Raw genomic sequence first — 12,014 nt, 5'->3', positions numbered from 1 at the left:
ACAATCCACTATGACTACCGTGTCTTCTAACACCAACAATAATGGTGCCAATTTGTCGAGCTCAACCGCCGACCTCGACCTCCGTCAAAATGGCGTCACGGCGATTCGGCCTGACCGCAGCACGGCTTACGGTGAAAGCACCAATGCCAAGCCCGTTTCTGACGAGAGCTCTGACGAGAGCCAACTGGCAATGATGGATGCCGTGCGGACCATGCTCCTCTCGCTGGGTGAAGACCCTGAGCGCGAAGGTTTACTCAAAACCCCGAAGCGGGTCGCGGAAGCCATGCGTTTTTTGACCAGCGGCTACAGCCAGTCCCTCGATGACTTGGTCAATAACGCCATTTTTGACGAAGGTCATAACGAAATGGTGCTCGTGCGCGACATCACTTTGTTTAGCCTGTGCGAACACCATATGCTGCCGTTCATGGGGCGCGCCCATGTGGCCTATATTCCCAAGCAGCGGGTGGTCGGCCTGAGCAAGCTAGCTCGCATCGTAGAGATGTATTCCCGCCGTCTTCAGGTGCAAGAGCGCTTAACCCGCCAGGTCGCTGAAGCCATTCAAGAAGTCTTAGATCCACAAGGCGTGGCGGTTGTCGTCGAGGCCAGCCATATGTGCATGTCGATGCGCGGCGTGCAAAAGCCTGGTTCTTGGACGGTCACCAGCGCCATGATTGGTTGCTTCCAGGAAGATTCCAAAACTCGTGAGGAGTTTCTCAGCTTAGTGCGCCACCAGCCATCGCTGTTTTAAGTGGAGCTGTGGATGGCGATCGCTCCTGCTTATCTTGGTAGCAGCGATCGCCCCATATTTCAAAATGCTATTGACCTGTACCGGAGGGCATCATCGTGGCCGCTCTAGCTTTTGGGTGGCTGGATTTTTGTCACGATGCCGACAACGTTTGCAAGTGCGATAGCTCTGTGAACAGTCGTTGCGTTTGGTGCAGACATTTATTGCCGGGGCTCAGCTCAACCCCGCTCGATAGGTCGACGCCATCTGGTTGCAGGAGTGCCAAGGCCTCGGAAATATTGTCTGGATTGAGCCCCCCCGCTAAAATCCAGGGTTTGGCAGGACGAAAAGTTTGGAGCGATCGCCAATTGAGCGTTTCTCCCGTCCCCCCTTGGAGATGAGGATGATACGCATCCAGCAACAGGGCATCGACGCAGCTCTCGTAGGGGCGGATGGCGGCGAGATCGGCCTCATCGCGAATGCGAAAGGCTTTGATCAATTTCACATCGGGCAACCGCTGGCGGATTTGCGCGCAGTGAGCGGGGGATTCTTGACCGTGGAGCTGTAGGGTGGTGAGTTTTCCCGTCAGAGCCGCTATTTGCAGGGTCTCTAGGGAGGCATCTACAAACACCCCCACGCGCTCTACCTGGGCAGATTCAGCGGCCACCAGGGCTGCACTGATAGCTTGCATTTGCAAGGGCGTCACATAGCGGGGCGATTGGGGAGCCGCGATGAGGCCGATCGCACTGACCCCTTGGCGAGCGATCGCCACGGCTTGGCCAGGCACCATCAGCCCACAAATCTTTACCCAAAGAGAAGAATCTACACAGGCCATCGTTATCCTGTTAACTCTGTTAAACATTCTGCCGATCTCGATTCTACGGGTCTTTATGATCCAATAGACCAATCATCCTGTCTGTTGGAGGCTGAATCCTTGATTCCTGCTACTTTTTCGGTGTTGGCGCAAGCTGTTCCCACAACCCCCGCTTGGTCTTTCCAGACCGCCATCATCATGATTACTTGCAATCTATTTGTGATTGCGATCGGTCGCTATGCGATCCAAAAACCGGGGGCTGGCCCGGCTCTACCCTTTAGTCTGCCAGGGTTGTTTGAAGGGTTCGGCGTGCCCGAACTACTCGCTACGGCCAGTTTCGGTCATATTTTAGGGGCGGGCATGATTTTGGGCTTAGGCAACGCTGGGCTGTTATAACTGCCATCCCGCAGGCCCGGTTGTGTTGGATTAATGCGCTCTTGTCGGATATTTCGCCAAGACAGCCGGGTCGTCGCCACCAATCTGCAGGAAACCTCCCGTTAAAATACAGGAGACAGAACCTCTTGTAAGGCTTCAGTCTTGGCAGGTCCGTTCTATTTATTGTTTACGCTCGGCTAAATATTATGCAGTCTGGATGGCGTGTCGGCTCCATTTTAGGAATTCCTCTCTACCTCGACACTTCGTGGTTCGTGATTGTGTTGCTGGTGACTTTTGTGTACGGCAGCAATCCGACCTGGCAGCAAAACTGGGGCAATGGAGCTTGGCTTGTGGGCCTCAGCATGGCGCTCTTGCTGTTTGGCTCAGTCTTGTTACATGAGCTGGGCCACAGCTTGGTGGCGAAATCGCAAGGCATCAAAGTCAATTCCATTACGCTGTTTCTCTTTGGCGGCATTGCGGCGATTGACCAAGAATCAAAAACGCCGGGGCAAGCCTTTCAAGTGGCGATCGCCGGGCCAGCAGTAAGCCTGGGGCTCTACATGCTACTGACGCTAAGCGTCAACCTTTTGGCGCTGCCCGCTCCCATGGCCGTTCTATTTGCCAACGTGGCCCAAATCAACCTCGTCTTAACGGTGTTTAATCTGATTCCGGGATTGCCGTTGGACGGTGGGCAGGTGCTGAAAGCCGCTGTTTGGAAGGCCACTGATAGTCGCATCAAAGGGGTGCGCTGGGCCGCGAGAACGGGGCAAATCCTGGGATGGACGGCTGTCGGTGGCGGCTTGCTCGCTTATCTAGCTCAGCCTAGTCTCGACCTCATTTGGATTGTTCTAATTGGTGGATTTGCCATTCGTAATGCTTCAAACTACGGACGAGTTGCGGATTTGCAAGAGACGCTATCAGAGCTGACCGCTGCTGATGCCATGGCCCGCGATTTTCGCGTGCTGGATGCTAATCTATCGCTCCGCGAGTTTGCCGATGAATATCTGTTGCAGTCAACTCAGGCACCGGTCTATCTAGCGGCGTCTGACGGTCGCTATCGGGGCGTCGTCAAAATCGAAGACGTTCGCGATGTGGAGCGTAGCCAATGGGAGCAACAAACGCTCATGGACATTGCCCGCCCGCTAACAACGGTGACCAATGTGCGCGAAACGACGTCTCTGGCGGAAGTCATTATGCTGCTGGAGCAGCAAGAGCTGTCGCGGCTCTTGGTGTTGACCCCGGCTGATGCGGTGGCCGGCGTGATTGATCGGGGCGAAGTTGTGCGCGCCTTAGGCAAAAAGATGAATCTCAGCATCTCGGATAACGCGATTCAGCGCATCAAAGACGAGGGGGAATATCCGCCGGGGTTAAAGCTGCCCGCTTTGGCGAAGAGCTTGCAGGAATAGCAAAGGCAGTCGATCGCTCAGCAATGGCAGCAAGTTCCTGATCACTTAAGGGCTGGGGCGTGAAGGCGACTTGTAGCCGTTTAGTCAACTCCTGCTGAATGACCGCTTGGAGCTGCATCAAAAACTCATCGCTGGGCTGCTCTGGAATAGCGGTAGGGGGAGTCGGCTCAGCGATCGGCGGATGTCCAAACACCTGTCGAGCCAAGTCAAGATTGGGCCACAGACGGATGGAGCCATGTTGCAAAACATAGCGATCGCGCCTTAACTGAGCACTCCCAATCAATTTATATCCATCGTCTGTCACTAAATCAGCCGACGTCGCCAGCGCAAAGCAATTAGCTTGATGACGATAGCTACTGCCAGCCGTGCCGTAGTGCAGGGGCACGTCGAACTGCCGCCAAGCCGCAATCAGCGCCTCACAAATGGTTTGATAGGCCGCTTGGCGGTTACCGCTGATCGGTAACGCGATCGCATAGGTCAGGTCGCCCTGATGCAACACGGCTCGCCCCCCGGTGGGACGCCGCACCAACTCCACGGGCTGCCCTTGCCAGGTTAAATGCGCCCACGGCTCGGGCCATTGCCGCTGGTGATAGCCAAGAGAAACTGCTACCGCCGACCAGCCGTAGAACCGCAGCATTGGCGCTTGTCCATGAGTTACAAGCTGGTCTAGCATCCAACTATCGATCGCCATCTGGCCTGCGCCAGGAACCGCTGGTGCCGCAATACTGCGTCCCTGCAAACTCATGGGTTTAGAGCGATGTCAAAAGGCGTTAACAACTGTAGTTTCGGCATCCTAAGCGCCGTATTCAGCCTGTAGCGCTTCATCATTATCGTCGGCAATGGTAGCCACAATCGTCATCAAGCGAGATATTTCGCCCGGTGAAATATCCGCGAGCGGCCGACTGGCTAACACCACAACTTGGTTACCGAGAATACCAAAGCAAGATTCAAACGTTTCGCCACAGTTCATCTCTAAAATGTGGCGCATGAGACCAGGTTCATCCTTAGCAGGCAGAGTTAGCACTGGCGACCAGACAGTCAAAATATCTTCATCGCTACTGCCTGTGAGCTGCACGAAAACCTCAACACTGCCGTACTGAAATTTCCACAAAATGCCCTGGTCGCTACGGCTGACCATCGCACTTTCGTCTTGTTCAAGACTGCTAATGACCGTCTCAATGACGTCTACGTGATTAGCGGTGACGGGAGATCCATCCTCCTCCGGCAAGGTCGTCAAAGTTTCCAGTCCAGGCGATGTCGCTGTCATTGTCAATGTCGTCTCTACACTGCTGCTCCAAATCTAACCGCTGTTTGACCCAGCGCAAAGAGATTGAAGGAAATTTCTTAATTTACTGCGGCCAACCACAATGCTTGCTCGCGGTCGAAGAACACGCAGCGATCGCTGACGTCAGCGATCGCTGCGCCATCCCAAGCCTTAAAACGGAATGTCGTCGTAATCGACATCTGCCGCAGCATCAGGGGTGGCTGCTGCCGTCGGTGCAGCTTGGGCAGCAGAGGGGCTGGGAGCCGCTATCGCTGCTGGTGACGGCGTGTCCGCATTCGGCATGGGGGCAGGCTGTCCAATCACTGTAGTGCCTAAATCAGTCAAACGATAAACCCGCTGCGCCGTCATCTCCGCCCGCTTTTCTTTAAAGCCTTCGGGACGATCAACGGTGTTCATTGCCAGACGACCTTCCAATAGGACGCGCTCGCCCACCTGGTAGCGCTCTTGCATTTCTTGTGCCAGATTGCCCCATCCGATGACCTTGAGCGGCTGCGCCGGGTCATCATCCCGTAAACCGGGGAAAGCGACCGTCATTTCCGCGATCGCGGTCTGATTATCTTGGGTATAGCGCAACTGGGGGGCTGAGATAATTTCAGCCATCAGTAAACAATGGTTCATGATGCCGTCTCCTGAGGAACTTGGTGCATCCCTTGTTCTTGATCGATAAAGGCCAAGACCTTCTGACGATATTCATTCAGCTTTTCATCAACCCATTCGCGATCTTCACTATTGACGTAAATATGTACGAGCGGCTCTCCGGCATCCGGCAGCACTAAGATCCAGCCGTCACTGTTTGGATCTAATACCTTGACGCCGTCTACCAGCTCTAGCTGATCAGCAGGATGCGTTTCCACCATGTGACGCATCAACGCGCCCTTGGAAGTCCAAGGACAGCGGAGGGTTTGAATGCGGTGAGAGATCCGGGGCAACTCAGCCCAAATTTGGCCCAGCGTATGCTCTTGAATGGTCAGCATCTCGATGATCTTGGCAATGCAGAACATGGCATCAAACCCCGGATGCATTTGCGGGAAGATGAAGCCCATGTCGCTGCTACCGCCCAACACCACATTGTCGTTTTCCTGACAGGCTTCCATCAACGCCGTCGGATTGACCTTGGTACGAATGACATTGCCGTCATGACGCCGCGCAATATGCTCAATCGCGCCGGTGGCATGGACGGGTACGACGACCGTACCGCGAGGATTGGCCGTCAGCACCATGTGGGTTACCAAGGCGGTCAACGCTTCGCCCCGAATGGGGGTGCCCACTTCATCCACTAATACAAATTGCTCACCGTGGGCCGATACTTGCACCCCAAAGGTTGCCTGAAGAGCCTGCACGACTTGCCCTAACTGTCCTAGCATGGCTTCTCGGTCAGTGGCCGAAGGAGCGACTTGACTCAGACTGGCATTTAAGACCACCGCATCACAGTCAAACTTGGCTAATAGGCGCGGCAGCACCGCCCCCGAGACCGCGTAAGCGTAGTCGATGACCACTTTGGAGTTGCTATTGCGTAGGGCTTCAACGTTCAGGTGCTCTTCAAAGGCGGTGGTGTAAGCATCGAGAACGCGGCTGGGATAGGTGACCGTGCCAATTTCTTGAATGGGCGATCGCCGCAAATCTTCCTTGAAATAAGCCCCCTCGATCTTCTTCTCTTTGCCCTTGGGAATATCGATACCGTTCTCGTCAAAGAACTCGATGAGAATATGATCCTGTCGATCAGGGTGGATGCGGACATGAATGCCCCCAATCACGCCCAAGGAAGGGATGACGGCCCGCGCCAGCGGAATGGCCGTCGCTTCCAGATTTTGGATATTGATCCCCACTGACATCAGGCCAGAAATTAGCGATCGCGACACCATGCGCGAAATGCTGCGCTGGTCACGTGACACCGTGATGTTAGAGCCTGACGGCAAAGTAGACCCGTATGCAGCCCCCAGTTTGACTGCAAATTCAGGAGTGATATCGATGTTGGCCAGCCCTGATACTCCGCGCTGACCAAATAGATTACGTTGCGCCATATTGCCCCAAATTAAATTGATATTTAAAGTTGCCCCAGATTCGATTTGTTTGTTTGGCCACACCCTCACCCGAGGGCTAATTTGGGCCTCCTCACCGACATTTGTTAAGGCCCCGATCACAGCGCCCTCCAGGATCTGAGCCCGGCGATCAACTCGTGCCCCGCGCGAAATGACACAAGCCTGCAAAAACGCTTCTTCGCCCACAATGGCTCCATTCCAGACCACCGTACGCTCTAACTGGGCATCATTACCGATGGTGACATTGTCGCCAATAATCGTACATGGCTTCAGCTTGACCCGAGCCCCGATACGGCAGTTGTCGCCAATCATGAGTGGGGGGTGCAACTCAGCCGTCGGATCAATTTCCGTGTCCTGACCAATGCGAATACCGGGAGAGGTTTCGGGATAGTAATCGAGATCGACGTCTACTTTCTTATTGAGGGCGTCGTACTGCGCTTCCCGGTAAGCATCGAGGTGACCCACATCGCACCAGTAGCCCTGGGCCACGTACCCAAACATGGGTTCTCCCTTTTCGAGCAAGAGCGGGAAGAGATCTTCAGAAAAGTCAGTTTTCTGATTTGCTGGCAGGTAGTCTAAGACCTCCGGCTCCAAGATGTAGGTGCCAGTGTTGACCGTATCAGAGAAGATTTCACTCGTGGAGGGCTTTTCCAAAAACCGCTGAATGCGATTGTCTTCATCTGTGATGACGACCCCAAACTCGACTGGATTAGGCACATGGGCGAGCACCAAGGTCGCTTTTGACCCATTGGCTTTGTGGAACCGGAGCGCCTCTTGCAAGTCAAAGTCGGTGATCCCGTCACCACTAATCACAAAGAATGTATCGTCCAATAGTTCCGCAATATTTTTGACGCAGCCCGCAGTACCCAGCGGCTGATCTTCTTCCACGGCGTAGGTCATGCGCACCCCAAAATCACTGCCGTCTTGGAAGTAATCCCGCATGACATCGGGGAGAAAATAAAGCGTCGCGATGACCTCATCAACGCCGTTGCGCTTGAGGAGATTGATGATGTGCTCGGCGATCGGGCGATTCATCACGGGCACCATCGGCTTAGGCAGATCACAGGTAAGCGGTCGCAAACGAGTTCCCGAACCGCCGGCCATTAATACTGCACGCATTGGATCCTCCTCATGTTTAAAGGAATTGTCTTCGACGACTAAATTTAGTCCTGTCACTGAATTGTCAAGGCCAATCCCTAAGTGACCTAGCCAATTGGTACCAGATCACAGCCTCAACGTATCTGCTGTCGTTATCGTCTATCGGGATAGGGAAATCCACATCTATCGAATAGCATAAACAGGCATTGAGTGCAGTTTTGTCGTTAATAAGTGACGCTAAACCACCAGTGGCATCGGCCTAGCTCGTGGTTAGGTAGATCGCACTGATGCTGTAATTGCCGACAAAGCAGGTGTCGGCATCATTCACTCATAACAAAATCACATCTCAGCCACGACAGGCGTGTCGCTGCTATTTTAAAGGGTGATGTCACATATCCCCTTATTAAGGTTGAGTTAAGGTCATGGGAAATTTATTGGTGCTGGCCCTAGCGATCGCATATGGCACTGGTGCCTGGCGCTTTTGGAGCGGCTTTCGGAAAACGAACTTCAGTGAAAATAAAGTGGGTTTAACGCTGCTGTGGCCGATCTATTTCATTGCAAACAAGTCTTACCGCCAGAATTTTAATAAGGCGCTCAAAGGCTAGGATGTGGAAGCTCAACCTGAAAGGTTTCCATATTTATGGTTGCAACTGGTTTGTCTGAACGTCTGGATGCGGTGGCCGAACGGTACAACCGTGAGTTTCGGGGTGAGTCAGTTGAGGTGCCCGAGGCAGTGGAAGCCCTGCCGCTATTCAAAGATTGGGTCGCGGGCAAGCTCTCGACCCGGCTGGCATCGCCCTTTTGGGAAATGGCGAAACCCAAGAAATTGCATCACTGCCTGGACTTGGGCGCGGGGGGTAGCTTTTTGTTTTATCCCTGCTGGCGCGACTGGGATGCGCGGTTTTACGGCCAGGACATCAGCGGGGCCATTTGCGATTTAGTCAATGCGCGGGGTTCACAGCTCAATTCCAAACTCTTTAAGGGGATGCGCCAAGCCGCCGCCCATCAGCTGGATGTGTATGAGCCGGGGCAGTTTGATCTGGCGATCGCCACCGGGGTGAGCTGCTACTACGAATGGAACTATTGGGACATGGTGTTATCGGCGGTAAAAAAAGTGCTGAAGCCGGGCAGTCCTTTTATTTTTGACGTGATCGATCCAGATCTGCCCTTAGCGGAAGATTGGGCCATTTTAGAGATGTATCTCGGGGCTGAGGTGGAGCTGATGCCCGTGGCTGATTGGAAACGCCACCTGAAAGCGGCAGGCGTCACGATCAAAAAAGAACAGCCTGGGGAGTTATTTCACTTATTTAAGGTGGTGCTGAGCTAATGCCTCAGCTCTGGCTAATTGGGGGCACCCAAGAAAGCCGCCAATTGGTGCAGCAGTTAGTGCAGGCATTCCCTTTAGCGCCATCTTCAGCACCCACCTGCATCGTCACGGTGACCACAGAGCCCGCCCGATCGCTCTATCCCCCGTCCCGCCAGTTGGTCGTCGAGGTAGGGCAACTCACCCCGGATCAGGCCGATCGCTGGCTGCGGGCTAAGGCGATTACCGCCATCCTCGATCTTTCCCATCCCTTTGCAACGGCAATTTCCCAGTTAGCGATCGCCCTCGCCCAGCGGCATCAGCTGCCCTATCTCCGCTATGAGCGCGCCCCGGTCGAGCGGCCCGTCACCCCTTGGCGAGATCGACAGCAACGACCGGGACTGGTGCGGGTACCCAACTTACCGACCTTGCTGACCCCCGAATATTTGGCTCGCGATCGCACCCTTCTGACCCTGGGCTATCGCCAGTTAGCCGTTTTTGCGCCGTGGCAATCGCGAGCGACCTTATTTGCCCGCATTTTGCCATCCCCCATCGCCCTCAAGACCGCCTTGGACTGTGGCTTTACCCCTAATCGCCTGATCGCCTTGCGCCCACCCATCAGTGCCGAACTGGAAACCGCCCTGTGGCGACACTGGCAAATTACACAAGTGGTGGCAAAGGCGTCGGGGCATCCCGGGGGGCAAGACCACAAACAAATCCTCGCGGCTGATCTCGGGGTACGGCTACTCCAAATTCAGCGCCCGGCGATCGCTTATCCCGCCCAGACTGATGATCTGGATACGGCACTCCAGTTTGCTTTGCGTTACTGTGGCTAGTGGTGTGAGGGGTAGTCAGTCACCACCCCTAGTTAGAAACTCTGTTTACCAATCGTTAAAACTTACGAAATCAGGGAGCGCCAATGCAGCCCGAGAATGCTGGTTTTGCCGCTCGAAACAAGTTTGCTAAAGCGGCGTAAATCGCCGTCGTGACGTGTTCGGGGATTCGGGCGATCGCTTTTAACGAGTAGTGCTATGCTTAATCCCCAACAAGCTCACGTAGAGAAATAGTGGGTGTGAAGTCGTTGTACTTCCGGAGTTTTTATGACAGCTCTGCCTATGCCATCCGGTTCATCTTCCGATGCCTCTGAGACCAATTCGTCGTCACCAGAGGCCACACCCGCATTTGCGATGAAAGAGCTGGTCACCCGTCTCCAACGTGAACAGTTCAAAATTCAAGATCTCCTCAGCTCACTGGGATTTGCGCTGCGGAGTTTGAACAACCTCAATCAGTTTTTAGAACTGATTCCGATGATTGCCAGCCGGGTGACTGATGCCAGTGGCGGCGCGTTGGTACTGTTTCGTCCGGATGGTCAGGTGCGGCTGGAGCGGTTGCACTGCCAAAGTGATGATAATTGTCAAGATGTCAAAATGGCGCTAGAGGCGGCAACTCGTCAGGTCACCGCGTCTTTTTCGCCAGCAGGAAGTGCGATCGAAATTGCTCGCACGGCGATGCTGGCCCTCGATCGCCACGTTCATCACTACCTGGGCGGTGATTTTCAAATTTTTGGCACCGCCATCATCGTGAAAAATGTGGAGCGGGGACGGCTGTACGTCTTTAGCCGCGAGGTTGACTATGCCTGGTCTGAGACCCGACAAAAACTCGTGCGGCTAGTGGCTGATCAGACGGCAGTCGCGATCGAAAACGAAGAGTTGACCGTCGCGCTGCGCAAAAAAGAACGCATGGGCCGCGAGTTGGAAATTGGCGCTGAGATTCAGCTACAGTTATTGCCCCGCACCTTTCCCAGTATTGATGGTATTGACCTAGCGGCGCAATGCCGCACCGCGAACAAAGTCGGCGGCGACTATTACGACTTTATTCCCACCACTTATGACCAGATTCGTCATCCCGACATCCAATCTTCGGCGTTAGCGCCGTGGAGTTTTGCGATCGGCGATGTCATGGGGAAAGGGGTGCCCGCCGGGTTGATTATGACGATGCTGCGAGGCATGCTGCGAGCCGAGGTGCTCCATAGTTTTTCCCCCGCCAAAATCCTGCATCACTTAAATCACGTCATGCATACGGACTTGGAGAATTCCAGTCGTTTCGTGACGTTGTTTTACGGCGAATACGAACCGAAGACGCGCACCCTGTCTTACAGCAATGCCGCCCATAATCCACCTTTGCTGTGGCGGGCTGCCACCAACACCGTGACGCGATTAGATACGGTGGGGATGCTGCTAGGCCTTGATATCGATACCCACTACTACGAAGAGCAGGTAGAACTGCAACCAGGCGACACGATTTTGTATTACACGGATGGATTTACCGACGCCGCCAACTCTAAGGGCGAGCGCATGGATGAAGATAACTTGATCAATGCGTTAAAGTGGGCCTGTCGCAACCAACAGTCTGCGCACGATATTTTGGCGTATCTGTTTGAAATGTTGCAGCGTTTTATGGGCCATGGTCGACACACTGAGGATGATGTCACTCTAGTGGTCATGCGGCTCAAACCGGAACTGCAACTCAATCTATTTAGCCAAGAAGCTGCTTCCGCTTCCTAGGGGATAGGCCGCGTCACACCGCTTAATGCTTTCCGGGGCTTTTGATGTGACTTCATCACAACTCAGATGACGACACGCGTTATTTCGGGTGGGGTGTGGTTCAATGCTTAGCATCAGTGATGAGAGGTTTGATGATGCATTCAGAGTCATTGTGGCAGGCAGTAAGTCAAAGTGGTTGGCGACAACCGGAAGCTCAATTGGACGGGGCTGTGGTTCAATCAGCGATCGCCCGTCAAGACACACAACCGATCCTCGCTCAACAGTTTGACCAAGATATTTTGGGCGACTTAGGCAACGTGTTCAGTACGTTTATCGAATCGGGACAGATTTGGGCATTGCTGGTTGGGTTTGTGCTGGGATATATGCTGCGGAGCGTTACAACTTACAAATAGACATGTCATGCTGG

Annotated in this window: 13 protein-coding genes; 8 read left to right on the top strand and 5 right to left on the bottom strand. The window is 54.0% G+C overall.

What is annotated here, in order from left to right; translation table 11 throughout:
- The first annotated feature begins 10 nt into the window (after window positions 1-10).
- Entirely contained in the window at window positions 11-748 is a 738-nt protein-coding gene (gene folE, locus JUK32_RS16770; protein WP_204140012.1) for a GTP cyclohydrolase I FolE, read from the top strand.
- 130 nt (window positions 749-878) lie between these two features.
- Here the strand turns inward: folE and JUK32_RS16765 are convergent, their stop codons facing one another.
- Window positions 879-1,559 carry a phosphoribosylanthranilate isomerase gene (locus JUK32_RS16765; protein WP_204140011.1) on the bottom strand — a complete coding sequence of 227 codons (681 nt, stop codon included), beginning with the start codon at window positions 1,557-1,559 and terminating at the stop codon, window positions 879-881.
- Between the two features lie 99 nt (window positions 1,560-1,658).
- Between JUK32_RS16765 and psaK the strand changes: the two genes are divergently transcribed.
- Together psaK and JUK32_RS16755 are read left to right on the top strand one after the other, a co-directional pair.
- Window positions 1,659-1,934, top strand: coding sequence for a photosystem I reaction center subunit PsaK (psaK, locus tag JUK32_RS16760; RefSeq protein ID WP_204140010.1), 276 nt, complete (start codon window positions 1,659-1,661; stop codon window positions 1,932-1,934).
- A 185-nt stretch (window positions 1,935-2,119) separates the two neighbouring features.
- A complete protein-coding gene (locus JUK32_RS16755; protein WP_204140009.1) occupies window positions 2,120-3,319 on the top strand; it encodes a site-2 protease family protein in 1,200 nt (399 codons plus the stop codon).
- Here the strand turns inward: JUK32_RS16755 and JUK32_RS16750 are convergent.
- The 4 genes from JUK32_RS16750 to JUK32_RS16735 all read right to left on the bottom strand — a co-directional run bounded on the left by JUK32_RS16750 (window position 3,252) and on the right by JUK32_RS16735 (window position 7,762).
- The gene (locus tag JUK32_RS16750) at window positions 3,252-4,064 is read right to left on the bottom strand and encodes a biotin/lipoate A/B protein ligase family protein (protein ID WP_239112750.1); all 813 of its coding nucleotides are present in this window, start codon (window positions 4,062-4,064) and stop codon (window positions 3,252-3,254) included. The genes JUK32_RS16755 and JUK32_RS16750 overlap by 68 nt on opposite strands.
- Window positions 4,065-4,112: 48 nt before the next feature.
- Window positions 4,113-4,586, bottom strand: coding sequence for a YbjN domain-containing protein (locus tag JUK32_RS16745; protein ID WP_204140008.1), 474 nt, complete (start codon window positions 4,584-4,586; stop codon window positions 4,113-4,115).
- Window positions 4,587-4,754: 168 nt separating this feature from the next.
- A complete protein-coding gene (locus JUK32_RS16740) occupies window positions 4,755-5,222 on the bottom strand; it encodes a single-stranded DNA-binding protein (protein WP_204140007.1) in 468 nt (155 codons plus the stop codon).
- Complete coding sequence (locus tag JUK32_RS16735) at window positions 5,219-7,762, bottom strand: mannose-1-phosphate guanyltransferase (protein ID WP_204140006.1); 2,544 nt, start codon at window positions 7,760-7,762, stop codon at window positions 5,219-5,221. The genes JUK32_RS16740 and JUK32_RS16735 overlap by 4 nt, the downstream gene beginning before the upstream one ends.
- Window positions 7,763-8,163: 401 nt before the next feature.
- On the opposite strand from JUK32_RS16735, the gene JUK32_RS16730 reads away from it, so the two are divergent.
- The 5 genes from JUK32_RS16730 to JUK32_RS16710 all read left to right on the top strand — a co-directional run bounded on the left by JUK32_RS16730 (window position 8,164) and on the right by JUK32_RS16710 (window position 12,000).
- Window positions 8,164-8,346, top strand: a complete 183-nt coding sequence (locus tag JUK32_RS16730; protein ID WP_204140005.1) for a hypothetical protein — start codon at window positions 8,164-8,166, stop codon at window positions 8,344-8,346.
- 35 nt (window positions 8,347-8,381) lie between these two features.
- Window positions 8,382-9,068 (top strand): class I SAM-dependent methyltransferase, encoded by a 687-nt coding sequence (locus JUK32_RS16725; RefSeq protein ID WP_204140004.1) that lies wholly within the window; start codon window positions 8,382-8,384, stop codon window positions 9,066-9,068.
- Window positions 9,068-9,880 (top strand): cobalt-precorrin-6A reductase, encoded by an 813-nt coding sequence (locus tag JUK32_RS16720; protein WP_204140003.1) that lies wholly within the window; start codon window positions 9,068-9,070, stop codon window positions 9,878-9,880. The genes JUK32_RS16725 and JUK32_RS16720 overlap by 1 nt, the downstream gene beginning before the upstream one ends.
- 264 nt (window positions 9,881-10,144) lie before the next feature.
- Window positions 10,145-11,608 carry a PP2C family protein-serine/threonine phosphatase gene (locus JUK32_RS16715; protein WP_204140002.1) on the top strand — a complete coding sequence of 488 codons (1,464 nt, stop codon included), beginning with the start codon at window positions 10,145-10,147 and terminating at the stop codon, window positions 11,606-11,608.
- A 134-nt stretch (window positions 11,609-11,742) separates the two neighbouring features.
- The gene (locus tag JUK32_RS16710) at window positions 11,743-12,000 is read left to right on the top strand and encodes a hypothetical protein (RefSeq protein ID WP_204140001.1); all 258 of its coding nucleotides are present in this window, start codon (window positions 11,743-11,745) and stop codon (window positions 11,998-12,000) included.
- Window positions 12,001-12,014: the final 14 nt, after the last annotated feature.

Origin of the sequence: Halomicronema sp. CCY15110 (assembly GCF_016888165.1) — a bacterium.
In the GTDB taxonomy this organism is placed as follows: domain Bacteria; phylum Cyanobacteriota; class Cyanobacteriia; order Phormidesmidales; family Phormidesmidaceae; genus Halomicronema.
Note: the sequence above shows the minus strand (reverse complement) of the source record. Positions and strands in the feature narration are given on the sequence as shown.

What these genes read in the sequence shown, in the direction of transcription:
- folE (WP_204140012.1), top strand. Translation starts at nt 11, where the DNA reads ATGACTACCGTGTCTTCTAACACCAACAATAATGGTGCCAATTTGTCG.
- JUK32_RS16765 (WP_204140011.1), bottom strand. Translation starts at nt 1,559, where the DNA reads ATGGCCTGTGTAGATTCTTCTCTTTGGGTAAAGATTTGTGGGCTGATG.
- JUK32_RS16755 (WP_204140009.1), top strand. Translation starts at nt 2,120, where the DNA reads ATGCAGTCTGGATGGCGTGTCGGCTCCATTTTAGGAATTCCTCTCTAC.
- JUK32_RS16750 (WP_239112750.1), bottom strand. Translation starts at nt 4,064, where the DNA reads ATGAGTTTGCAGGGACGCAGTATTGCGGCACCAGCGGTTCCTGGCGCA.
- JUK32_RS16745 (WP_204140008.1), bottom strand. Translation starts at nt 4,586, where the DNA reads ATGACAGCGACATCGCCTGGACTGGAAACTTTGACGACCTTGCCGGAG.
- JUK32_RS16740 (WP_204140007.1), bottom strand. Translation starts at nt 5,222, where the DNA reads ATGAACCATTGTTTACTGATGGCTGAAATTATCTCAGCCCCCCAGTTG.
- JUK32_RS16735 (WP_204140006.1), bottom strand. Translation starts at nt 7,762, where the DNA reads ATGCGTGCAGTATTAATGGCCGGCGGTTCGGGAACTCGTTTGCGACCG.
- JUK32_RS16730 (WP_204140005.1), top strand. Translation starts at nt 8,164, where the DNA reads ATGGGAAATTTATTGGTGCTGGCCCTAGCGATCGCATATGGCACTGGT.
- JUK32_RS16725 (WP_204140004.1), top strand. Translation starts at nt 8,382, where the DNA reads ATGGTTGCAACTGGTTTGTCTGAACGTCTGGATGCGGTGGCCGAACGG.
- JUK32_RS16720 (WP_204140003.1), top strand. Translation starts at nt 9,068, where the DNA reads ATGCCTCAGCTCTGGCTAATTGGGGGCACCCAAGAAAGCCGCCAATTG.
- JUK32_RS16715 (WP_204140002.1), top strand. Translation starts at nt 10,145, where the DNA reads ATGACAGCTCTGCCTATGCCATCCGGTTCATCTTCCGATGCCTCTGAG.
- JUK32_RS16710 (WP_204140001.1), top strand. Translation starts at nt 11,743, where the DNA reads ATGCATTCAGAGTCATTGTGGCAGGCAGTAAGTCAAAGTGGTTGGCGA.